Here is a 22,955-nt window from a genome sequence, read left to right as displayed (position 1 = left end):
GGCATCCAGTGTGCTGCGCCCCCGCGGGCCACGGAAGTCCGTCCCGGCGATTTCCCAGCCTCGATCGAAGCGCTGTTTCCGTCCGCCGGCCCGGTCGCCTCAGGAGGACGGCGCCGTGAAGTCAAGGTCGGCAGTGGTCACCGTGCCCGCTGTCCGCCCGGGGGCCGTGTGGTATTCCCAGTACAGGTTGGTGTGGGCGATCACCAGGTCCGGCGGCGGCGCACCAAAGCCGCTCAGGTCCTCGGTGGTGTGGGCATCACTGACGAGGATGGCGTCGTAGCCGCGGACGATCGCGCCGTGGAGCGTCGACCGGATGCACTCATCCGTTTGCGCACCGGCGATCACAAGACCGCCGATGCCGCGTTCGGCGAGCACGGACTCGAGGTCGGTGTCCTCGAAGGCGTCGGCGTACGCCTTGTGCACGAGCGGTTCCGCCTCGAGGCGCACGAGTTCGGGTACGAGCTGCCAGGAAGCACTCCCCTGCGGCTGGTCGTCGTTGTGGTGCTGCACCCAGATGAGGTCGACGCCGGCGGCTCGCGCCTTGTCGACGACGGTGCTGACGTTCCCGACGATCGCGTCCCGATCGTAGGCGTCTTTCACGAAACCGGTCTGGACGTCGATGACGAGCAGAGCGGTGTTCGGCCGGTTGTCGAGGGTGGTCACGATTCCTCCTCAGAAGCTGTCGGACGGTGTCACGAGGCCACGCTACGCCGCGGCGCCGTTCGCCGCGAGTGGCTGTCGCTCCTTGATACAGTGACGACCATGGACATGCGACTGGAGCTTGTGCCGTTGCCCGTTGCGGACGTCGAACGGAGCAAGGCCTTCTACGTGGATGTTGTCGGCTTCCACCTGGATCACGATGTGCAGCCAGGCAACGGAATGCGGATCGTGCAGCTGACCCCTCCGGGCTCGGCGTGCTCCGTGGTCATCGGGACCGGCATGGGGAACGGACCTGAGCACGGCACGGTCAAGAACCTGCACCTGGTCGTCTCCGACATCGGCGCAGCACGGGACGAACTCGTGAACCGTGGCCTGCAGATCACCGAGATCCACGACATGGGTGGCGTCAAGTACGCGTACTTCAGCGATCCTGACGGCAACTCCTGGGCGCTTCAGGAAATCGGCCGGTACGCGAAGCCTGCCTGACGCGCACCCGAACCCGCTTCGTACCAGCTCGTGGAGCTTCCCAGGCTGATCTCGTGATCCACGCCGAAAGGAAGCACCATGAAGGCCTTTGTCATCACCGCGCCCGGGGAAGCATCCGTGCAGGATGTCGCCCCGCCGGTTGCGGGGCCCGGCCAGGTCGTCGTCGATGTCGCGAGAGTCGGCGTCTGCGGAACCGACGTCGAGTTCTTCACCGGCGAGATGCAGTACCTGCACGACGGCAAGGCCCGGTACCCGATGCGGATCGGCCATGAGTGGACAGGGACCGTAACCGCGCTCGGCGCAGGCGTCGACCGGCGGTGGCTCGGTCGCCGGGTCACCGGTGACACCATGCTCGGCTGCGGGGTGTGCCGTCGGTGCCTCCGCGGCCTGCAGCATGTCTGCGAGTTCCGCTTCGAGGTCGGCATCCTCGGCGGCTTCCCCGGTGCCCTCGCCGAACAGCTCGCGGTGCCCGCCACCTCGCTGTTCGAGCTGCCCGACACCGCCGACGACGTGCTCGGCGCGCTCGTCGAACCGGGCGGCAACGCGCTGCGTTCCGTTCGGGGTGCAGCACTGGAACCCGGCGACCGGGCGCTCGTCCTCGGAGCGGGCACGATCGGTCTGCTCATCGCCTTGTTCGCCCGGCAGCAGGGTGCAGAGGTGCACGTGATGGGACGGTCCGCGCGCTCACTGGACTACGCCAGGAGCCTCGGCTTCGACGGAGTCTGGACCGACGCCGACCTGCCGGAGTCGCCCTTCGACGCCGTCATCGACGCCTCCAACGCGGCCGCCCTGCCCGCCCGCGCCCTCGACCTGGTCGAGCCGGGGAAGCGCGTGGTCTACGTCGGTCTCGCCGGCAGCCCGAGCCTGATCGACACCCGAACCCTCGCTCTCAAGGACGTGACGGCGGTCGGCATCCTGAGCGCCTCCCCGGGGCTCAGGGGCACGATCGACCTCTACGCGAGCGGTGCCGTCGACCCGCGCCCGCTCGTCGCCGCGACGGTCGGGCTCAGCGGTGTGCGAGAGATCCTGGCCGGGCATCGCCCCGCCGGCGCCGGCCTCGGTCCCAAACTGCACGTCGACCCCCGGCTCGCCTGACGTCGTTCCCGACAACGCCGCCAAAAACGACACCGCCCCGCACTGCACCGATTCGATTCGACGGAGCGTCTCCCGCGCCGGCGTTCGCGAGAGTGCGCTTTCGGCCGTTGAATCGCAGGCAAAGTCAAGCGGCCTTCAGGGCCACACGTGCACTCTCGCGGCACGGCGGGGCGAGCGGATGCGGGGCGACGCGGGAATGTGGAGCGGTGCAGGTCAGGCGAGCAGCTTCTCGAAGCAGAACGAGTGCGGGATCGCCTCGATGTACGGTTCGTAGATCGGGATCGGCGTGTAGCCGATCTTCTCGTAGAGGGCGACCGCATCCGGTTGCTTGCTGCCGGTCTGCAGGATGAGCCGCGGCACGCCGGCGGCACGGGCGATGCGCTCGAGCTCGTTCATCAGGGCACGGCCGACCCCGCGCCCGCGCTGGTCGTCGGAGACGATCACGCGCTTGACCTCCCAGTCGCCATCATGGGTGCGCAGGGCCGCGTGGGCGATGGGGGTGCCGTCGCCGTCGACCACGAGCACGGTCGCGAGAATGTCGGCGGGGTCGATCCTGAGCGCCGCGGTCACGGCGTCATCGAGTTCGGGGCTGCCAGGGCCGGCGTAGCGCGCGGTCATCTCCACGTCCATCCGCGCGCGCAGCACGGCGGCGCGCGGGTCGTCCCACTCCACCCGCTCGAAACGGAACAGGCGTTCGGTACTGCCACTCATCGTCGGGTCCTTCATCTGCGTCTGCTCGGGTGTGTGCAGTGCGATCTCTGCAATCGCACAGCCTACCGACCCGGGGGCGGATGCCGCCGCGTCCACCCCCGGGGCATGGCCGGGGCGGATGCCGTCAGGTCCACCTCCGGGGCATGGCCGGGCCGGGACAGGCGAGGTTAGACGCTCGCGGCGAGGCCCTCCGCGAGCGGCGTCGTCGGCCGTCCGATCAGGCGGGCCAGGTCGCCGCTCGTCTCGCCGAGCAGCCCGTCGCGGATGTTGGCGTCGAGACCGACGACGAAGCCCACCGTGCCCTCGTCGAGGCCGAAGGACGCGAGCAGCTCCGCGTGTGCTGCGGGTGTCAGGTTCCGGAAGGCCACCGATGAGTCGATGAGGGTTCCGATCGTGGCTGCGAGTTCGTCGAAGTCCCAGGCGTGGTCGCCCGAGAGCTCGAGGGTCTTGCCCGCGAGCGAGTCGTCGAGGATGGCCGCGGCCGCGGCATCCGCATAGTCGGCCCGGCTCGCGCTCGCGACCCGGCCGTCGCCGACGCTCGCGACGATCTCGCCGGCCTGGCGTGCCTTCTCGATTTCACCGGTGTAGTTCTCGGTGTACCAACCGTTGCGCAGGATGCTGAAGGGGACCCCCGAGGCGATCAGGAACTCCTCGGTCGCCTTGTGCTCCGGGGCCAGCAGGAGCGCGGAGGTCGTGGCCTTCGGGGCGCTCGTGTAGACGATGCGCCCGACGCCGGCGGCCTGGGCGGCCGCGATCACGGCGGTGTGCTGCGGCACGCGCTGGCCGACCTCGCTGCCGGAGACGAGCATCAGCACGTCGCCCGGTTCGACGACGGCGGTCACGGTCTCGGGGTTGCCGTAGTCGAGGACTGCGGTGCGCACGCCGAGTGCGGCGAGAGCGGACAGCTTGTCGACATTGCGGGCTGTCGCGACGATGCTCTCCGGGGCCGCGCCGCGGGCGAGGAGGGATTCGACGATGAGGTGGCCGAGGTGACCAGAGGTGGCGGTGACGATGTATGACATGTGTTGTCCTTTCGGTGGCGTGTCAGAGTCAACCACGGGACGGTCGAGTACCTTCCCGCGCACAGGTACCCACCTTTAGGTAAGCTACCTGCATGAAGGTTAGTTTCGACGTCTCGCGGGCGCGTCCCGGCGCCGTCGCCGGCGTCTACCCGGCCAAATGCGCCACGCGCACCGTGCTCGACCACATCACGAGCAAGTGGGGCGTGCTCATCCTGCTCGCCCTGCAGCAGGACTCGCTCCGCTGGGGCGAGCTCCGGCGGTCCATCGAGGGCATCAGCGAGAAGATGCTCGCATCGACCCTGCGCACCCTCGAGTCAGACGGCTTCGTGAACCGGGAGGCGCAGGCGACGATCCCGCCGCGCGTCGACTATGAACTGACGGCCAGGGGCCACGAGCTCGCCGACCGCCTCGTCCCCCTGATGGACTGGATCGCGGACAACGCCGACGAGATCACCGGCACGCCCGCTTTCCCTGGCGCGAAAGCGGGTGAATCGTCGTTCTGAGCGCGACAGAACGACGATTCACCCGCTTTCGCGGGCGGCGCGGGCGCTTGTGGTCAGATGGTGGTACTGACGATCGAGGGCGCGAGTGAGGGAACGCACCTGCTTCATCTGCTCTTCATCCGCGCGGCATTGGCGCTCCCGCTCGAAGTCATCCTTGCAGCCCGTCCCGTAGGCGAGGGAGATCGCTCGCAGCGCCCTGCCGCTCCGTTCTGCAGCGAGGAGCGCGGCCAGCCGTTCCGATTCCGCGGCAAGGGATGCCCGCTCTGCTACGAGACGTTCGAGTCGGGGATCCATATGCGCGCCTTTGCTCACGGGGAAGTCGACGGTCATCAGAGCCCGCCGACTTCAAATGATTATAGAGAGTGGATTCTCGATACAGGCCACGAACTGCGCCATCCATTCGGCGGCCACCGCACCGTCGACCACACGGTGATCGGCCGAGAGGGTGACGGTCATCACGGTGCCGACCGAGAGCTGTCCCGCGTCGACGACCGGCCGTTGTTTCGCGGTGCCGACGGCGAGAATGCCGGACTGGGGCGGGTTCAGGATGGCCGAGAACTGGTCGACCCCGAACATGCCGAGATTCGAGACGGCAAAGCTGCCGCCCTCGAGTTCCTCTTGCCTCAGCTTCCCCTTCCGCGCCCGTCCGGCGAGGTCGGCGACCCTCTCGCTGATGCTCGCCAGCGTGAGGCCTTCGACGCCACGCAGGACCGGAGTGAGCAGTCCCGTTTCGGTGGACACCGCCACCGAGAGATCGACGTGCTCGAATCGTCTCGTAGCGGTCTCGGTCCAGATCACGTTCGCCGCGGGCACCCGGACGAGCGCTACCGCGACTGCCTTGACCACAAAGTCGTTGACCGAGATCTTCCGCGGCGACGTCGCGTTGATCTCGCCGCGGAGGGTGAGGAGGCGCTCGACGCGGCAGTCCGCCGTGATGTAGAAGTGTGGAACCGTCGACTTGCTCTCGGTCAGGCGGCGCGCGATCGCCCGTCGCATCCCCGTGTGGGGAACATCGGTGAATCCGGAGGCGTCGACCACGGATGTGCCGGTGGTGCGGGCCGAGGGTGCCGCTGGAACGGACACCGCAGGAGACGCCACAGGCATGACGGGCTCGGGCCGGGACTCGGCTGCAGTCACGGGCGCGGGCTTGAGGGTGTCGAGGTCTCGGCGCACGATCCGCCCGTTCGGGCCACTGCCGACGACGCGGGATAGGTCGAGCGCGCGTTCCCTGGCGATGCGGCGCACGAGCGGACTGGCGAATTGACGCTGGCCGCTGGCTGCGGCGAGCGGTACCTGCGCCCCGTCCGGGGCCGATTCGGCCGGGACCACTCCGACCGGCGTCGCCGCCTCCGCGGCCGCCGTCACCGGGGTCGCAGGCCCTGCCTGCTCCGGGACGTCCCCGGCGAGGAAGGCATCGATGTCCGACTCCGCCTCACCGACGGCGGCGATCACGCCGATCGGCACGCCCACTTCGACGGGCACGCCCTCGGGGACGATGACGCGCGCGAGCACACCTTCCGTCTCGGCGCGGTACTCGACGACCGCCTTCTCCGTTTCGATCTCGGCGAGCGGCTGGCCGATCGCCACAGTGTCGCCCACCTTCACCAGCCAGGTCTGGATGGCGGCTTCTGCGGCATTGGCGAGTACCTCCGGCATGCGCACGAGCGTTGCCATCAGCGGGTTCCCAGACCGAGCTTGATGATCTCGAGGCCGGCGACGACGTCCTCGGTGCGCGCAATGGCCGCCCGCTCGAGCACGCGTGAGATGCTCGGGCTTGCCTCGCCGCCGGTCACGCGTTCGACCGGCTGGTCGAGGTAGTCGAAGAACCGGCGTTGGATCTCATCGGACAGCCAGGCACCATACGACGTGCCGCGGGCCCCTGTTCGACGATGAGCACGCTGTTGGTCTTGCGGATGCTCGTGCCGATGGTCTCCCAGTCGATCGAGGCCCGGTCGAGCCAGCGCAAGTCGACGACGTCGGCGCTCATGCCGGTCAGGTCGACGGCCTCGATGGAGTGCTTGACCATGGACAGGTAGCTGATCACGGTGACGTCGGTGCCTTCACGGCGCAGGGCCGCCTTCCCCAGCGGGATGAAGTAGTCGAGGTCGCCGGCGGGCACGTCACCGCTGTCGGCATAGAGGTCGACATGCTCGATGACGAGCACCGGGTCCTGCAGGGCCAAAGCGGTGTTCATCAGGCCGATGTAGTCAGCCGCCGATGACGGTGCGACGATCCGCCAGCCGGGGCTCGTCGCGAAGATGCCCGCGGGGTCCATCAGGTGCTGCGAGCCGTAGCCGCTTCCCATCGCGACCTTCGTGCGCAGCACGAGGGGCACCGGATTCTCGCCGCCGAACATGTGCCGCGCCTTGCCGATCTGGTTGAAGACCTGGTCGGCGGCCACCCACATGAAGTCCGGATACATGAATTCAACGACCGGGCGGTAGCGCCCGTCGAGCGCCATCCCGCCGCCGAGGCCGGCGAACGCGTTCTCGCTGATCGGCGTGCCGAGCACACGGCCCTCGAACTTCTTCGCAAGCCCCTTGGTGGCGCCGTTCGTGCCGCCGTTGAGGCGGTGCACGTCTTCGCCGAGCACGACGATCCGTGCGTCCTCTGCCATGCGGCGGTCCATCACGCCGGCGACGGCGTCGACGAACTTCTTCGTTTCGAGCTCGCCCCGGTATTCGGTCGGCTCGAGCGTGCGCAGTCCGGTCAGTTCGCTCGCGTCGCCCCGCACCCCGACATTGACGAAGTCGACGTCGGGCCAGAGCTCCGGCCGGATCCGGCGCTTCCCCGCCGACTCCGGGTCGGCCTCGAGCAGCTGGGCCACTGCATCCCGCATCGCGGACTGGGCCTGCTCGCGCACCGCGGCGATGCCGGCCGTGTCGATCTGGCCGAGCGCGATCATTTCGCGGGCGACCCGGTCCAGCGGGTCACGGGCCCGCCACGCCGTCTCTTCCTCCTTGGTCCGGTAGCCGAAGGCGCTGCCCGGGTACGGTCCGTTCTGGTGGAAGAAGCGGTAGACCTCGACCTCGACGACAGCGGGTCCCTGGCCGGACCGCATCACCTGCTCGGCCTCCTTCGTCGCCAGGTGCACGGCGAGCGGGTCCATACCGTCGACGCGCCAGCTGGGAATGCCGAACCCAAGCGCGCGGGCCGAGAGCCGAGGCTCACCGGTCGACTCGGCCACCGTGGTCGACACAGCGTAGAGGTTGTTCTCGATGAAGAAGGCAAGCGGCAGCTTCCACGCCGAAGCGAGGTTCATCGTTTCAAGGACCGAGCCGATGTTGGTCGCGCCGTCCCCGAAGTAGCTCACCGTGACATCCGTCGTTCCCGCGTGCTTCTGGGCCCAGGCGTTGCCGGCCGCGAGCGGAACCCCGCCGCCGACGATCGCGTTGGTGCCGAGCGCGCCGGCCTCGAACCACTGCAGGTGCATCGAGCCGCCGCGGCCCCGGCAGTAGCCCTGGGCGAGCCCGAGAATCTCGGCGAGGGTGCGCTGCAGCACGGTCTGAATGTCCGCGGTCACGAGCGCCGCGGGGTCGAGGGCGCCGCCGGAGACATGGTTGATCGCCTTGGCGAGGAACTGGTGGTGCCCTCGGTGCGAGCCGTTGATCGCATCCGTCGACCCGAGGCCGACGATCGAGCCGACCGCCCCGCCCTCCTGGCCGATGCTGGAGTGCGCTGGCCCGTGCACGAGGCCCTCGCCGGCGAGTTCGAGCACGGTTTCTTCGAAGGCACGGATGAGATGCAGCTGGCCGAGCATGGTGGCCAGGAGTGCCGGGTCCGCACTCGCCCAGTCCTGCGCCGTGGTGCTGAGTTCGATCCACGGGGCCAGGGGATCCAAACGTCGTCGTTCAGGCATGTGCCGGTCTCCATTGGTCGTGTCGATCGCGGGGATCGACTACATGTGACCAACACTGTATCGTTGATTGAATCCAATGCCAAGGATTGTTCGCAATATCTCCGATCTGGATGCACGCATTTCGGGTCTTTGGATACAATGAGAGAAATCAACGACGAACGAAGGAGTTCTCGATGGTCCACGGCATCCCGGGTCTGCGCGGCACGGAACACATTGGTTTCACGGTCCCCGACCTCGCCGAGGCAGAGCGGTTCCTGGTCGACGTGATCGGCTGGCGAGCTCGTCTACGCGCTCGGGCCGTTCGCCCACCCCGACGACGAGTGGATGCTCGAGCACCTCGGCGTGCACCCGCGCACGGTGATGCGCGAACTCCGCTTCTTCCGGTGCGGTCACGGGCCGAATTTCGAGGTCTTCCAGTACGAACCGGCGGATGCCGCAGCTCCCGAACCGAGGAACAGCGACATCGGCGGGCATCACCTGGCGTTCTACGTGGACGACTTCGATGCCGCCCTCGAGCACCTGCGGGAGCACGGTGTGGAGATCATGGGTGCACCGACGTCGAGCTCCAGCTGGAGCACCGGCCAGCGCTGGGTCTACTTCCGCAGCCCCTGGGGCATGCAGTTCGAGCTCGTGAGCTACCCGGACGGCAAGGCCTACGAAAAGGATGCTGCCACTAAACTGTGGCATCCGGCCCACCCCGCCGAATGACCGACACCACCGACCGGACGGACCCCATGGCCAGCGCCCCCAGCCGCGACGGCAGCGCCGGCAGCCGTATCGCCGCGCGATTGCGGGACGAGATCCTGTCCGGCGCATACGCCCCCGGCACCCGGATCCGCCAGGAGGACGTCGCCGAACAGTTCGGCGCGAGCCGGCTCCCCGTTCGCGAGGCGCTGCGCATCCTGGAATCCGATGGCCTCGTCACCCTCGTCGCGAACACCGGCGCCTGGGTCTCCCACCTGAGCCTCGCGGAGTGCGAGGAGATGTACCAGATCCGCGAGCGCATCGAACCCCTGCTGCTGCGCTACAGCCTGCCCAATCTGTCGCCGGAGACCCTCGGCCGCCTGCAGGAACTCGCCGATGAAATGCAGGCCGGCACGGACGTCGAAACGTTCCTGCGCCTCGACCGCGAGTTCCACCTGCTCTCCTACTCCGGCGCCGTGACGTCCATCCTGGGCGAGACCATCCACCGGTTATGGAACTCGACCCAGCACTATCGACGCGCTTTCACGACCCTGATCGGGCCCGATGTCAACCGCGCCGTCCACTACGAACACCAGTTGCTCGTCGGGGCGCTGAGGCGCGGCGACGGCGACGAGGCCGAGCGGATGCTGGCCGGCCACATCCGCCGCACCAGGCTCGAGCTGTCCACGCATCCGGCGCTCTTCGCCCAGTAGGCGGCCACTCGGGGCGCGGCATCACGAGCCGGCGCGCACGAGCACCTTGACCTGGTCGCCGGTCGGTGACAGCAGCGTGTCGAAGCCCTGGGCCACGACATCCTTCATCGCGATCTGGGCTGTCACGACCTTCTCCACCGGGTACCGACCCCTGTCGATCAGGTCGATGATGCGCGGCCAGTCGGTGACCGGGAAGCACCAGGTGCCCGAGATCGTGATGTCGTGCTCGGAGATGACCATCGGGTCGATGGCCGCAGCCTTCGTGTGCAGCCCGGTCTGGGAGATCCTCCCGGCAGAACGTACCGAGGCGATCGCCGCCTGCAGCGCCCGCTCGTTCCCCGAGCATTCGATCACCGCGTCGACACCGATACCCTCTGTCCGGTCGCGAAGCCAGCCCGGCACGTCGACGGCGGTCGGGTCGAGCACCACTCCGACGTCGAAGCTGCGCACGAGCGTCGCGCGCACCGGATTGACCTCCGAGACGAAGACGTTCCCCCCGAGCGAGGCTGCGTAGAGCGACGCGAGGGCGCCGATCGGACCGGCCCCGGTGATGAGCACGTTGTCGCCGGGGCGCACACGGGCGGTGTCCACCCCGTACGCCGCGACAGCGCCCGGTTCGACGACGGCGCCCTGCAGGTCGGACACGCCGTCGGGGAGCACTGTGACGTTCGCGGCGGGAACGATGGCGAGGTCGGCGATGCCGCCCCACTGGTAGCTGAGCCCGACGGCGGCCATGGTGCGGCAGAGGTGGTTCAGTCCCCTGCGGCAGAAGTAGCAGTGCCCGCAGGACAGCAGCGGCATCACCGACACCCGCTCGCCCGGCCGCACCGCGGTCACCCCGTCGCCGACCTCGACCACTTCGGCCGAGAATTCGTGGCCCAGAATCTGCGAGCCGCACGCCCCGGTGAGCGGATGCGGTTCCCGCGGAATCACGATCGGGCCCTGGGCGTATTCGTGCAGGTCGGTGCCGCAGATGCCGCACCACAACGGCCTGACCAGGATTTCGCCGGCGCGGGGCGACTCGGGAGCCGTGACCTCCTCGACGCGGATGTCGCCGGCTCCGTGGAAGACGGCAGCCCTCATGGACGGGGGTCCAGCAGCTCGGCGCGGACGAACTCGAGTTCGCGGGTCACGTAGTCGGTGATGTCGCCGGTCTTGAGGTGCGCCGGGAGCACGTCCCAGGTATACGTCTCGATTTCCAGGTGGTCGGAGAGCGGTGTCTCACGGTGCATCTGCAGCGCCTGCTGCACGGCGAACCGCGTCGTGACGAACGGGCCGAGTTCCTCGAGGAAGACCGGAACGTGGAAGTGGGTGCGGATCTCGGTGGGCACCGGGTGCTCCTCGAACGCGTCGAGCGCGTCGCCGAGGGTGAGGAACTTCGTGACCGCACCGTCCTGGCGCATCGTCGTCTGGCTCAGGTAGATCGTGTCGGTGAAGACGCGCAGCTGGGGGACGAGTGCAGGAGTGAGGTCCCTGACCCAGAGCGCCGCCGCCTCCTGGAGCTTGAAGATCGGGATCCCGGCGTCGACCAGGCTGCGGAGCGATGCCGGAATATCCTCGAATCCGACGGACTGGTGGCCGATGTCGAAGACGATGCCGAGGTATCGGCGCATCGCACCTTCGGCCTCCGACAGGGGCAGCCCGGCGAGCCGGGCGAGCTCGGCGATGCCCTGCGGCGAGTAGACCCGCTCGGTGAAGAACGCGACGGTCTCCGCCGTGGTCTCCAGGAAGCACGCGGGCTCCGGCTCGAGGGCGAGCTTGACCCGCCGACCCGTGCGCGCCTCGAGCTCGACGAGGTGGGCGACGACCAGGAACAGGTTGGTGGTGAACCGGGCGACGTAGTCGTCGTCCGTGACATTCGGAGCGAACGCGAGTGGGGCCGTCTGGATGCTGGGGCTCACGTCCGCCGGAGCGATCTCCGCGAGGATGTCCGCGACCGAGTTCGTATATGCGACCCTGTCGTCGGTCGACCAGTCCGGTTCATAGACCCGTTCCATCACCAGATCGCCCTTGAACGGCCCATACGGGAACGCGTTCACCGTGTAGACGTACAGGTCGTTGTCGTCGAGGAATGTCCGGAGCTCTGCCCGTTCTCCAGGGTTTGCTGCGAGGGTCTTCGCCGAGTCGGCCGAGATGCGCAGTGAGACCCCGAAGCGCTGATCGGGCGAGACCCGGGCTTTGACGTCGGGGACGAAGGTGTGCAGGCTCTCCTTCATCTCCGCCCACGTGTCGCCCGCGTGCACGAGGGTGGAATATGACAGGTGGCCGAGGCCGCGTCCGAGATCCATGGAGGTCTGGTCCTTTTCCGCCGGTCATCCGGCTCACATCGTCGTGATATCAAGGAAGGGTGTCGTCGTCTAAGACGAGAGTGAACACCCGTTAAGTATTCCTTAACACACAGGCTACGACGGCTCCAGCATCGCTGTCAACCGAACGCCTGACGCGTGCCTTACGGAATGGATCGGCTAAGCGTGCGCGCCGTGAACGAACCAGATTCCCTGGACGTCGATGCTTCCGGTGTTCTTCAGGCTGTGCGGGATCGAGGAATCGAAGCCGAGCGACTCGCCCGCATGCAGCGTGAATGCCTCGTCGCCGATCGTCACCTGCAACTCACCCGCGATGACATAGCCGTACTCGTAGCCGGCGTGGGAGACGGTGTCGCCCTCGTCCGTCGACGTGGCTCCCGGCGCGTAGACGATCTTCATGAAGTTGACGTCGCGCTCCGGCGTGGCGGCAAGACGTTCCCAGTTGACCCCTGCGGCCATGTTGAGCCGCGACCGATGAGAGGGATGCACCACGGAGACCCGGTTCGCATACTCGGACGGATGCCACGCCTCCGAGGGATTCGTCACGTCGCCCCGATTCAGGACTTCTTCGGGGTGGACTGCCGGAACTCCAGGGTCGAGGGCCGGTTTACTCTCGAAGAGGTCGTCGACGGACACGTTCAGCAACTGGGCGAAGGCATACAGGGTCGCGACGGACGGCTGTGACTTGCCGTTCTCGATCTGGGAGACGAAGGAGGGCGAAACGTCGACCTGTCTGGCCAGCTCGCGCAACGTCAGGCCGGCCTTGAGCCTGATGTCTTTCAGCCGAGACCCTAAATTGTCCATCATGTTCCTCTGTCACACATCAGCATGACGACGACGAGGACCTGCCTCGCATCATCATTGAAGCCCGGCTATACACCCCACGCTCCGGAAAAAAGGTGAGTACGGACAAATATACACAGGAAGAGCCCCGAATACCCCGCCACTAGGGCCAAATCGGCGGTTCTGGCGGTTCCGGCGCGGCTTGCCGGGAATTCCAATGTTAAGTATCATTGAACACCTCAGGACGGCGACAAGGAAGTCCCGTCCATCAGGAAAGGATCGACTTGTGACATCCCCCTCAACAGTTCCCCGGCGGCGCGCGCTCATCGTCGGAGCGACGGGCATCACGGGCCAGACGGTCGTGAAGCAGTTGGTCGACGCGGGCTGGGACGTGACCGGCCTCTCGAGGCGAGGCCACTCCGAGACGCCCGGCATCACCGCCGTGACGGCAGACCTCCTGGACCCCGAGTCCCTCGCCGCCGCGCTCACGGGCACCCGACCGGAACTCGTCGTGATCACGGCGTGGGTGAAGCGGGATACCGAGACCGAGAACATCGAGGTCAACAGCGCCCTCGTGCGCAACGTGCTCGCGGCGCTCGAAGGCGAGAAGTCGGTCAGGCACGTGGCCCTGATGACCGGGCTCAAGCACTACCTCGGCCCGTTCGACAACTATGCGACCGGCGTCACCGCGGAGACCCCGTTCCACGAGGACGAGCTACGGCTGCCGCAGCCGAACTTCTACTACGCGCAGGAGGACGAGCTGTTCGGGTCCGCCGCCCGGAACGGCTTCACCTGGAGCGTGCACCGCGCACACACCGTCTTCGGGTTCGCAACGGACAACGCGATGAACATGGTGCTCACCCTCTCCGTCTACGCCGCGATCTGCAAGGAACTCGGGCTGACGTTCACCTTTCCCGGCTCAGCCACCCAGTGGAACGGCGTCACAGACGTCACCGACGTCGACCTGCTCGCCGAGCAGATCATCTGGGCGGGCACGCACCCGGAGGGTGCCAACGAAGCGTTCAACATCGCCAACGGCGACGTCTTCCGCTGGCGCTGGCTCTGGCCGCGGGTCGCCGCGATCTTCGATGTTCCCTGGGCCGGTTTCGAGGGCGAACCCCGCCCGTTGACCGCGCAGATGGCCGGCAAGGACGAGGTCTGGAGCGCCATCGCCGAACGGGAAGGACTCGTCGAAACGGACGTCACCCGCCTCGCTTCCTGGTGGCACACCGACAGCGACCTCGGCCGCAACATCGAGTGCTTCACCGACATGAACAAGAGCCGCCAAGCCGGGTTCCTGGGCTTCCGGTCCACGCCGGACAGCTTCCTCGACAAGGTGGAGCGGTACCGCGCGGCGAAGATCATCCCCTAGGCCGTTTCCCCCACCCCAAAGACGGATGTCCCGGACAAGCAGCGCTCGTCCGGGACATCCGTCGTTCAGATCTGTTCGCTATGCGGGCAGCACGGCGTCGAATTCGATGTGCGCCTTGATCGTGGTCGCCGGGTGGTGCGCGGCCTCCAGGGCGCCCAGTGCGTCGGCGGCCCCGAACCTCTGGGTGACGAGCGGGCTCAGGTCGATTCCGGTGTGAGCGAGGAAGCGCAGGGTTTCCGGCCACACTCCGGGCGAGCCGACCGAACCGGTGATCTTGAGCTCCTTGGACTGGATGAGCCCGAGCTTCGCCGGCGCCTCGCGCCCGACGTCGATGCCGATGTAGGCGACCCGGCCCCGGAAGGCGGCGAGTTCGAGCGCCTGGGCCATGACGGCCGGCCGGCCGCTCGCCTCGACGACGACATCCGCTCCGCGCCCGTCCGTCTGCTCGTTCAGGAACTCGACGATATCGTCGGGGTGCACGGCGTGGCGGGCGCCGAGTCGCAGCGCGGCATCGCGGCGTTCTGGCGAAGGCTCTACGACGATCGTCACGGCGCCGAGGGCCGAGGCGGCCGCGGTGACGGCGAGTCCGATCGGTCCAGCACCGAGCACGACGAGGGTGTCGCTCGCGTTGACGTTCCCGACCCGCATCAGCGCGTAGTACGCGACGCTGAACGGCTCGACAAGAGCGCCGTTCGTGTACGACACGCTCGCGGGAAGCTTGTGCAGCCATTCGGGCCTGGCCACGAAGAACTCCGCGGCCGCACCGCTGATCGAGAACCCGAAGTGGTCCTCCCCGATGACGCACTCGCCGACGACCCGATCGCCGGCCGCGAAGTCCTGCACCCGGTTTCCCACCGCGACCACCTCACCGGACCATTCGTGTCCGGGAATGATCGGGTACTCGAACGGGATGATGTACCGACCCTCGAGCAGGTCGATGTCGGAGTGGCAGACCCCGACGGATCGCGCGGCGACGAGCACTTCGTCGGCTCCGATCGCGGGGATGGGCAGCTCGTCAATCCGGGGAACATTCTGTTCCGCGAAGCGCAGCGCTTTCATAACGGGATTCCAATCGTGGGGACGGAGAGGGTGCGCGAGGGGTGCGCGTCAGTGTGGATCGAGGTCAGCCGTGTGAATCGACGTCAGCGTGCGTTGACGAGGACCTTGACCTGGTCGCCGGTCGGCGAGAGCAGGGTTTCGAAGCCCTTCTCGACGACATCCGCCATGCTGATCTGGGCGCTCACGACCTTCTCGACCGGGTACCGGCCGCGGGCGATCAGGTCGATGATGCGCGGCCAGTCCGTGACGGGATAGCACCAGGTGCCTGCGAGGGTGATGTCGTGTTCGGAGAGGACCATGGGGTCGATGGCCGCCTGCCTGGTGTGCAGGCCGGTCTGCGAGATGCGCCCGGCCGAGCGCACCGAGGCGATGGCCGTCTGGAGGGCCCGTTCGTTGCCCGAGCACTCGATCACCGCGTCGACGCCGATTCCCTCGGTCTGGTCCTTGACCCAGGCGGCGACGTCGATCTTGGACGGATCGATCACCTCGCCCACGTCCAGGCTCCTCGCGAGCGCGACGCGGGTCGGATTGACCTCGGAGATGAACACGCGGGCACCGAGCGCCGAGGCGTAGAGCGAGGCGAGTGCGCCGATCGGACCGGCGCCGGTGATGAGCACGGTGTCCCCCGGCCGGACCTGCGCCGTGTCGACTCCGTAGGCGGCCACGGCTCCCGGCTCGACGAGGGCGCCCTGGAGGTCGGAGACGGAATCGGGCAGCACGCTCACGTGACTGGCCGGAACGACCGCGAGTTCCGAGATTCCTCCGGAGGCGAAGCTCAGGCCGACGCAGGCCATCGACTGGCACAGGTGGTTCAGGCCGCGGCGGCAGTAGTAGCAGCTGCCGCAGTACAGCAGCGGCATCACGGACACCCGCTGGCCGACGCGCACCGACCGCACCCCGGAACCCACCTCGAGCACTTCCGCCGAGAACTCGTGCCCGAGAATCTGCGGGGCGGTGGCCCCGGTGAGCGGATGCGGGTGCGAGGGGATGACGATCGGCCCCATAGCGTATTCGTGGAGATCGGTGCCGCAGATGCCGCACCAGTACGGCCGCAGCAGCACGTCGAGGCTGCCGAGGGGTGGCGGCCCGTCCACGTCTTCGATGCGGATGTCGTGCGCGCCGTGGAAAACTGCTGCCTTCATGCTGCCCCTTGTCGTGGATCGAAGAGTACCTTGCCCTCGAGCCGGCCCGTCGCGAGTCGCTCGAGCTGTTCGGCGAGGTCGTCAAGAGGTCGGACGGAGTCGAGAAGTTCGGTGCCCAGATTGGTCGTCGCCAGAATACCCAGAGCGGGGGCGAGGTCGGTGCCGCACACGTGCGCAAGCGTCGTCCGCACGGTGATCTCGCGCATGACGAGCGAATGGATGTCGACCAGCTGCTCGGCGGACGGCAGCCCGACCTGGAGGATGGTTCCGCCCTTGCGCACCATCGCGAGGGCATTGTTCAGTTGTCCGGGCGCCCCGCTGGCCTCGACCACGACGTCGGCGCCGAATGGCCCGATGGCCTCGGCGACGCGGGCGGCGGCATCCGCACCTGCCTCGACGACCCGTGTCGCGCCGAGGCGACGGGCTCGCTCGAGCCGCGCCCCCGGGAAGTCGATCACGGTCACGTCGGCGGACACGAGCGATTTCAGCCCGGCGAGCACGAAGGAGCCGATCGCCCCCGCCCCGATCAGGACCACGCGGTCACCGTCACGCACCCCGGATCGACGGGCGGCGTGCAGGCCGACGGCGAGCGGCTGGGCGAGGCCAGCGAGGTCGATCGGAAGTCCCTCGGGAACGAGGACGAGGGTGCTCTCCGGGCAGGAGACGAACTCGGCCATACCGCCGTCGGTGTTGAGCCCCAGTGTGTAGTACCGGTCGCAGAGATTCGTGCGACCTTCCGCACACCGGTCGCAGACGCCGCAGGACACACCCGCACCGCTCGCGACGATGTCGCCGACGGAAAAGTGGCTCGACTCGTCGACCTCGAGGACCTTCCCGACGAATTCGTGGCCGGGAATCATCGGGCCGGTCTGGCCGGTGACGGGGTGGCGGTGCTGCACCGGGAAGGTGAGCGGGCCGGCCTTCCACTCGGTGGCGTCCGTTCCGCACATGCCGCTGCGCAGCACCTCGAGCAGCGCTTCGCCCGGAGCCCGGACGGGCGCGGGCACCTCCTCGAGGCGGACATCGTGATCAGCGTGGTAGACCGCGGCGCGCATCGGCGCCCTACTCGGCTTCGCCGCGACCGGCGGCGGTGTTGAGGTGCGACTGGGAGTCGCGCACCAGGGACAACGGCCCCCCGACGCTGTAGTAGCGCTGGCCGGCAACGAGCAGGTCCTCTGCCGGGAACTTGGTGATCACCTGGCACCCCGTGGCGGTGACGACGACTTCTTCTTCGATGCGGGCCGCCCCGATGCCGTCGGCGGACGGCCAGTAGGTCTCGAGGGCGAAGACCATGCCCTCCACGAGCACCTCCGGGTGGTCGAGGGACACGAGCCGGGAGAAGATCGGCTTCTCCCAGATGGACAGGCCGACGCCGTGGCCGTACTGCAGGGCGAAGGCGGCTTCCTCGTCGGGGAAGCCGAATTCCTGGGCCGTCGGCCAGACCTTGACGATGTCGGCGGTGGTGGCCCCCGGGCGCACGAGCGCGATCGCCCTGTCCATGTACTGGCGGGCGATCTTGTAGGCGTCGTGCTGCGCCCGGCTCGCCGACCCGACCGCGAAGGTGCGGTAGTAGCAGGTGCGGTAGCCCTGGTAGCTGTGCAGGATGTCGAAGAAGGCGGGGTCGCCCGGCCGGATCAACCGGTCGGAGAAGACGTGCGGGTGAGGTGAGCAACGCTCCCCCGAGATGGCGTTCACTCCCTCGACGTACTCAGACCCCAGGTCGTAGAGCACCTTGGAAACCAGCCCGACGGCTTCGTTCTCACGCACGCCCGGCCTAAGGAATTCATACAGGGATTCGTACGCGGCATCCACCATCGACGCGGCCTGCGTGAGCAGCGCGATCTCGTCACCGGTCTTGACCGCCCGGGCGTTGAGGAACACCTGCTGGCCGTCGACGACGCGGATCCCCTCCTTCTGCAGGGCCATCAGGATGGGCAGCTCGATCACGTCGACGCCGAGCGGCTCGTTCTGCAGGCCGAACTTCTCCAGTTCGCGCTTGATCTTCTTGGCGACGCCCTCGGCGATCCCCGCGTCAGGGTGGAAGGCTCCGCGGAGGGTCGAGATTCCGGCGCGGGCACCGTTCTCGGCCCGCGGCCGGACCGCGCCGTGGTGCGGAGCGTGCGGGTCGGCATCCGCTTCGGCCGTCGTGGTCTGCAGCCAGGGGTTGTAGAGCTGGTGGTGCTTGGCCGCGGACCCGAAGTCCCAGACGATCGGGTCGCTGTGCCGGGTGAGCAGCGAGAAGCGGATGAGCTTGTCCATGGCCCAGGTTCCGATGTGGGTCGACGACATGTAGCGGATGTTGGAGAAGTCGAAGGCGAGCACGGCCCCGAGGTCCGAGCCGGACAACTCGCGCCGGAGCTTGGCGAGCCTGTCCGTGCGCAGGCGATCGAACTGGATGCGCTCCTCCCAGTCGACGGCGTTGGTTCCGAAAGTGGCTGTGGTCACGGTCGTGTCATTCCTTTGCTGAGTGTCGTGCAGAGTGCCGGAGGGCGGGCTGCCGGATCAGACGAGGATCATGCCGCCCTCGACGGGGATGACCTGACCGGTGATGCAGTCGGAATCGCTCGCTGCCAGGAACACCGCTGTGGGCACGATGTCTTCGGGCGCGGCAGGCCGGCCCATCAGGATGTCGCCGGCCATCGAGTCGAAGCGGGAGTCGCCGGCCCCCATTTCGGCGAGCTCGGATGCGCTGCCTGTGACGACGACGGTCTTTTCGGCAAGTCGAATGCCCACGTGTTCTGCTCCTTTGCAGTACGAAGTCTGGTGTCCGGTCGGGGCCGGGGTATCGCAGCAATACTATTTTGTACAGTCTCACTGCACAAGGTGTTGGTTGACATTCAACTCAGCGGCGTCGGGCTTGTCAAGCGAACACTGCCATCGGGAGGGAATCACGTTGAGCAGACCGGGCACTCACGGTAGTGTTCACTGGAACTGCACAAAGGGGCGGTTGCGCCCCAATCCGGCGCGACGGAGCGCCCGGCCGCTGGCCGGGATCCGGAAACCTCAGGACAATCTGGAAGGCGTGAACTATGTCGGACATCAGCTTTATCGGACTCGGCGAAATGGGCTCTGCCATGGCAGGCCGGCTCATCGAGTCCGGCCATTCGGTGCACGTCTGGAACCGATCGACCGGTGGGGCGGACGCCCTCGTCGCGGCCGGCGCCACCCGGGCGGTCTCCATCGCCGACGCCCTCAGCGTCGGTACCGTGATCTCGATGCTCGCCAATGACGCTGCCGCCGAGGCCGTCTTCAGTGCGGAGGCCCTCGCGGATGCGCCGGCCGGCACCCTGCACATCAACTGCGCCACGCTCAGCGTCGAGGCGACGGATCGGCTGACCGACCTGCACTCCCTCGCCGGGATCGACTACGTGGCGGCTCCCGTGCTCGGCCGGTCCAATATCGCGGCGGCCGGGAAGCTCAATGTGGTCGCGGCAGGCACGAAGAGCGCCATAGCCAGGGCGCAGCCGTACCTCGACGCGATCGGCAAGCGCACCTGGGCCGTCGGCGAGCGGCCGAGCACGGCAAGCCTGGTCAAGATCGGCGTGAACTACAACCTCATCCACGCGCTCCAGGCCCTCGCCGAGTCGGTGACCCTGGTCGAACACGGTGGAGTCAATGGCATGACGTTCGTCGAGATCCTGACGGATGCCGCGTTCACGGGCAGCGTCTACACGGGCTACGGAAACCTGATCGCCCGCAAGGCATACAGCCCGCCCGGTTTCAGCGTCGGGCTCGGCCTCAAGGACCTGTCCCTCGCGGAGCGGGCTGCTGCTGCGAGCGGCGTCGTGCTCCCGACGGCGCCCGTGTTGCGCGACATGTTCGAGCGGGCTCTCGCCGATCCCGAACTCGCGCCCCTTGACTGGTCGGCCATCGCCGAGATCACCCGCGGGCTCAGCACCGCAGAGTGAAGCGCAAGACAGATGGCAGAGCGCCGGGACCGGATCGGGCTCGGCGCTCTGTCGTCTCGGAACCGGTGACCGGGCGGCCTACCTGAGCGCGAAGGACGTCTTCCTGCGCTTGTTGTTGCGTCGTGCGACCGAGTAGACGATCGCCGCCACCAGGATGAGGAGCCCCTGGAACAGGTACTGCCACATCTGGGACAAGCCGAGGAAAGACGTCGCATTGAGGACCTGCACGAGCAGGATGGAACCGAGGAGTGTGCCGATGAAGGTGCCCCGCCCGCCGAGCAGGCTCGTTCCACCGAGCACGACCGCGGTGATGCTCGTGAGCGTGTAGCCGACGCCCTGGGCGGGGTCGCCGACCCCGATCTGCGCCATCAGCATCACGGCACCCACGAACGCGAACAGTGAAGTGGCCACATACGCGAGGATGACGGTCCGGTTGATATTGATGCCGTTCCTGCGCGCCGATTCCTCGTTGGACCCGGTCGCGCGCAGCTTCCAGCCCCAGCGTCGCTTCTTCAGGAAGAACTCGGTCACGAGCGTGGCCGCGACGAGCACGATGAAGGCGACAGGCACCGGCCCGAGCTGCCACCCGATGATTCCGGTGACCGTCGAGTTGATGTACCCGTCCGGGGAGCTCCTGAGCAGGAAGCTGAATCCCTGCAACGCGATGTACACGGTCAGCGTCGCGGCGATGGGAGTGAACCGGGCGAACCTGATCAGCGAGCCGTTGACCACCCCGATGACGGCCGCCACGACGATCATGAGCACGAATCCGAGGACGATCATCACCACGGTCTTGTCGTCGTTGATGAAGAACGACCCGATCACCACCAGGAACCCGGCGAGGGGCCCGACGGACAGATCGATACCTCCGATCAGCAGCGAGATGGTCTGCCCCAGAGCGATGAAACCGAGCGCCGTGACGAGGGTGAGCACGGAGTAGATGTTGAAGTCGGAGAGGTAGCGGGCGTTCTGGCTGAACAGGAACGACCCGAGCAGTGCAATGACACCGACCAGGAGCACCGCGGGGGCATAGTCGCCCTGCAGGAAACGACGGAGTCCGGAGTGCTTCGAGACCGATTCATCCGCGACGACGGACACCGATCGGGTCGTCGAGCGGACGGCGGCGTGGATCATGCGTTCTTCGCTGATCGCAGCGCCCTGGAGCACTTCGAGCGCGTGCCCCCGCGACATCACGATGACCTGGTCGCACAGCCCCTCGAGCTCCTTCGCGTCGGATGAGGCAACGACGACGGGGATGCCGGAGGCCGAGACCTCACGCAGGATCCGGTAGATCTCGGCCCGGGCACCCACGTCGACGCCCTGCGTCGGCTCATCGGCCACGACCAGCAGCGGCTCGGAGAGCAGCGCCCGCGCCAGGACGACCTTCTGCTGGTTGCCGCCGGACAGGGAGGAGACGACGGAATCCATCGACGCGGCCTTGACCGCGAGCGAACCCAGCGTCTCGGCCACCGTGCCCAACTCACGCTTGCGGCTGAGCAGCGGTCCCCGCTTGAACTTCGCCAGTGCCGAGACGGCGGCGTTCTCGCGCACCGAGAGGGACATCAGGAGGCCCTCGCGGTGCCGATCGGCGGGCATGTATGCCGCCTCCTGCAGGAGTTGCCGGGAGTTCAAGGTCTTGCCGGCGATGGCGACCGTTCCCATGAAGTAGTCGAGACCGGCGAGCGCGCGCATCAGTTCGCTCTGGCCGTTTCCGACGACCCCGGCGATGCCGATGATCTCGCCCGGACGGGCGCTGATCGAGATGTTCGCGAATCCCGAGCCGCTCAACCCGTTGATCGAGAAGTTCGTCTCGTCGTCCGGCGAGCCGATGTGCTTGGGCGGGAAGGTCGATTCGAGCTTGCGTCCCACGATCATCGCGAGCAGTTCGTCGTCGGTGATGTCGGCGACGCGGGCGCTGCCGCGGACGCGGCCGTCCCGAAGCACGGTCACCTTGTCGGCGAGCTCACGGACTTCGGCCAGGCGGTGGGTGATGTAGACGACGGCCGTTCCGTTCGACACGGACCTCCGCACACGTTCGAACAGCAGGTCGACGGATCCCTGGCCGAGGGGCGCTGTCGGTTCGTCGAGGATGAGGAGTTTCGGCTTGAGGGCAAGAGCCTTGGCGATCTCGAGCAGGTGCTTCTGGGCAACGGACAGGAGTTCCACGCGATCCTGAAGGTGCACGCTCAGGCCGGCGTCGGCGAGCAGCGCCTGAGCAGTGGCTTCCAGCGACGTACCGGACGCGAGGACCGCGGCGGGCAGGGCGACCTGCAGATTCTCCAGGACGGTCATGTCCGGGAGCACGGCGGGATGCTGGTGGACGATCGCGATTCCGAGCTGCACGGCGATGGCCGGTGTCAGCACGCCGATCGGCGTGCCCTCGAAGGTGATGCTGCCCCCGTCGGGTTGCGCCGTACCCGATGCCACGTTCATCAGCGTCGACTTGCCCGCGCCGTTCTCGCCGAGGATGGCGTGGACTTCGCCGGGCAGGATCTCGACGGAAACGTCCGAGAGGGCCGCGACGCCGGAGTAGAGCTTCGAGATGTTGGACATCACGAGGGTTGCGGGGGCGGCGGGCTCGACCTTGTCCGGCGTCGTCACGTCGACGGTGTCGTGGTTGTTCACAGTTGTGACCTTTTCCTGTCTGTGCAA

General features: G+C 67.6%; 22 protein-coding genes. 7 read left to right on the top strand and 15 right to left on the bottom strand.

The genetic code is table 11. From position 1 onward, the window contains the following. Positions 1-99 precede the first annotated feature (99 nt). Positions 100-663 (bottom strand): isochorismatase family protein, encoded by a 564-nt coding sequence (locus RGU41_RS17635; RefSeq protein ID WP_134449112.1) that lies wholly within the window; start codon positions 661-663, stop codon positions 100-102. 99 nt (positions 664-762) lie between these two features. Between RGU41_RS17635 and RGU41_RS17630 the strand changes: the two genes are divergently transcribed. Continuing rightward, positions 763-1,146, top strand: a complete 384-nt coding sequence (locus tag RGU41_RS17630; protein WP_134449113.1) for a VOC family protein — start codon at positions 763-765, stop codon at positions 1,144-1,146. Between the two features lie 78 nt (positions 1,147-1,224). Continuing rightward, entirely contained in the window at positions 1,225-2,241 is a 1,017-nt protein-coding gene (locus RGU41_RS17625) for a zinc-dependent alcohol dehydrogenase (protein ID WP_134449114.1), read from the top strand. Positions 2,242-2,454: 213 nt separating this feature from the next. Here the strand turns inward: RGU41_RS17625 and RGU41_RS17620 are convergent, their stop codons facing one another. Beyond that, a complete protein-coding gene (locus RGU41_RS17620) occupies positions 2,455-2,952 on the bottom strand; it encodes a GNAT family N-acetyltransferase (RefSeq protein WP_134449115.1) in 498 nt (165 codons plus the stop codon). 167 nt (positions 2,953-3,119) lie between these two features. Continuing rightward, a complete protein-coding gene (locus RGU41_RS17615; RefSeq protein WP_322136963.1) occupies positions 3,120-3,974 on the bottom strand; it encodes an NAD(P)H-binding protein in 855 nt (284 codons plus the stop codon). Positions 3,975-4,066: 92 nt separating this feature from the next. On the opposite strand from RGU41_RS17615, the gene RGU41_RS17610 reads away from it, so the two are divergent. Beyond that, positions 4,067-4,477 (top strand): helix-turn-helix domain-containing protein, encoded by a 411-nt coding sequence (locus RGU41_RS17610; protein WP_322136962.1) that lies wholly within the window; start codon positions 4,067-4,069, stop codon positions 4,475-4,477. 18 nt (positions 4,478-4,495) lie between these two features. Here the strand turns inward: RGU41_RS17610 and RGU41_RS17605 are convergent, their stop codons facing one another. The 3 genes from RGU41_RS17605 to RGU41_RS17595 all read right to left on the bottom strand — a co-directional run bounded on the left by RGU41_RS17605 (position 4,496) and on the right by RGU41_RS17595 (position 8,336). After that, a complete protein-coding gene (locus tag RGU41_RS17605) occupies positions 4,496-4,807 on the bottom strand; it encodes a hypothetical protein (RefSeq protein ID WP_322136961.1) in 312 nt (103 codons plus the stop codon). 15 nt (positions 4,808-4,822) lie between these two features. After that, on the bottom strand, positions 4,823-6,151 hold the full coding sequence (locus tag RGU41_RS17600; RefSeq protein WP_322136960.1) for a 2-oxo acid dehydrogenase subunit E2: 1,329 nt from the start codon (positions 6,149-6,151) through the stop codon (positions 4,823-4,825). Positions 6,152-6,266: 115 nt separating this feature from the next. After that, positions 6,267-8,336 (bottom strand): alpha-ketoacid dehydrogenase subunit alpha/beta, encoded by a 2,070-nt coding sequence (locus tag RGU41_RS17595; protein ID WP_322136959.1) that lies wholly within the window; start codon positions 8,334-8,336, stop codon positions 6,267-6,269. Between the two features lie 324 nt (positions 8,337-8,660). Between RGU41_RS17595 and RGU41_RS17590 the strand changes: the two genes are divergently transcribed. Both RGU41_RS17590 and RGU41_RS17585 read left to right on the top strand, forming a co-directional pair. Further along, positions 8,661-9,044, top strand: a complete 384-nt coding sequence (locus RGU41_RS17590) for a VOC family protein (protein WP_322136958.1) — start codon at positions 8,661-8,663, stop codon at positions 9,042-9,044. Next, positions 9,041-9,733, top strand: a complete 693-nt coding sequence (locus RGU41_RS17585; RefSeq protein WP_322136957.1) for a GntR family transcriptional regulator — start codon at positions 9,041-9,043, stop codon at positions 9,731-9,733. The genes RGU41_RS17590 and RGU41_RS17585 overlap by 4 nt, the downstream gene beginning before the upstream one ends. A 21-nt stretch (positions 9,734-9,754) precedes the next feature. On the opposite strand, the gene RGU41_RS17580 is transcribed toward RGU41_RS17585, so the two are convergent. From RGU41_RS17580 to RGU41_RS17570, 3 genes are all read right to left on the bottom strand, one after another. Then, positions 9,755-10,816, bottom strand: a complete 1,062-nt coding sequence (locus RGU41_RS17580) for a 2,3-butanediol dehydrogenase (protein WP_322136956.1) — start codon at positions 10,814-10,816, stop codon at positions 9,755-9,757. Further along, positions 10,813-12,021: a metabolite traffic protein EboE gene (gene eboE / locus RGU41_RS17575; RefSeq protein ID WP_322136955.1), complete on the bottom strand. Its 1,209-nt coding sequence runs from the start codon at positions 12,019-12,021 to the stop codon at positions 10,813-10,815. Before eboE ends, RGU41_RS17580 begins: the two co-directional genes overlap by 4 nt. A gap of 177 nt (positions 12,022-12,198) precedes the next feature. Then, entirely contained in the window at positions 12,199-12,846 is a 648-nt protein-coding gene (locus RGU41_RS17570) for a helix-turn-helix domain-containing protein (protein ID WP_134449124.1), read from the bottom strand. A gap of 262 nt (positions 12,847-13,108) precedes the next feature. On the opposite strand from RGU41_RS17570, the gene RGU41_RS17565 reads away from it, so the two are divergent. After that, positions 13,109-14,194 carry an SDR family oxidoreductase gene (locus tag RGU41_RS17565; protein WP_322136954.1) on the top strand — a complete coding sequence of 362 codons (1,086 nt, stop codon included), beginning with the start codon at positions 13,109-13,111 and terminating at the stop codon, positions 14,192-14,194. A 78-nt stretch (positions 14,195-14,272) separates the two neighbouring features. Here the strand turns inward: RGU41_RS17565 and RGU41_RS17560 are convergent, their stop codons facing one another. The 5 genes from RGU41_RS17560 to RGU41_RS17540 form a co-directional block, all read right to left on the bottom strand. Continuing rightward, complete coding sequence (locus RGU41_RS17560; RefSeq protein ID WP_134558322.1) at positions 14,273-15,253, bottom strand: zinc-dependent alcohol dehydrogenase; 981 nt, start codon at positions 15,251-15,253, stop codon at positions 14,273-14,275. A gap of 83 nt (positions 15,254-15,336) precedes the next feature. Next, positions 15,337-16,395 (bottom strand): 2,3-butanediol dehydrogenase, encoded by a 1,059-nt coding sequence (locus RGU41_RS17555; RefSeq protein WP_134449127.1) that lies wholly within the window; start codon positions 16,393-16,395, stop codon positions 15,337-15,339. Then, a complete protein-coding gene (locus tag RGU41_RS17550; RefSeq protein ID WP_322136953.1) occupies positions 16,392-17,450 on the bottom strand; it encodes a zinc-dependent alcohol dehydrogenase in 1,059 nt (352 codons plus the stop codon). Before RGU41_RS17550 ends, RGU41_RS17555 begins: the two co-directional genes overlap by 4 nt. A gap of 7 nt (positions 17,451-17,457) precedes the next feature. After that, entirely contained in the window at positions 17,458-18,840 is a 1,383-nt protein-coding gene (locus RGU41_RS17545) for a M24 family metallopeptidase (protein WP_134449129.1), read from the bottom strand. Positions 18,841-18,897: 57 nt separating this feature from the next. After that, positions 18,898-19,128 carry an SDR family oxidoreductase gene (locus RGU41_RS17540; protein ID WP_134558324.1) on the bottom strand — a complete coding sequence of 77 codons (231 nt, stop codon included), beginning with the start codon at positions 19,126-19,128 and terminating at the stop codon, positions 18,898-18,900. Between the two features lie 296 nt (positions 19,129-19,424). On the opposite strand from RGU41_RS17540, the gene RGU41_RS17535 reads away from it, so the two are divergent. Continuing rightward, positions 19,425-20,303 (top strand): NAD(P)-dependent oxidoreductase, encoded by an 879-nt coding sequence (locus RGU41_RS17535; protein WP_322136952.1) that lies wholly within the window; start codon positions 19,425-19,427, stop codon positions 20,301-20,303. A 78-nt stretch (positions 20,304-20,381) separates the two neighbouring features. On the opposite strand, the gene RGU41_RS17530 is transcribed toward RGU41_RS17535, so the two are convergent. After that, positions 20,382-22,928, bottom strand: coding sequence for an ATP-binding cassette domain-containing protein (locus RGU41_RS17530; protein WP_322136951.1), 2,547 nt, complete (start codon positions 22,926-22,928; stop codon positions 20,382-20,384). Positions 22,929-22,955 lie beyond the last annotated feature (27 nt).

Origin of the sequence: Cryobacterium sp. 10C3 (assembly GCF_034314285.1) — a bacterium.
GTDB classification, from domain to species: Bacteria; Actinomycetota; Actinomycetes; order Actinomycetales; family Microbacteriaceae; genus Cryobacterium; species Cryobacterium glucosi.
The sequence above is the reverse complement of the archived record's forward strand: the minus strand, read 5'-3'. Positions and strand labels throughout refer to the sequence as shown.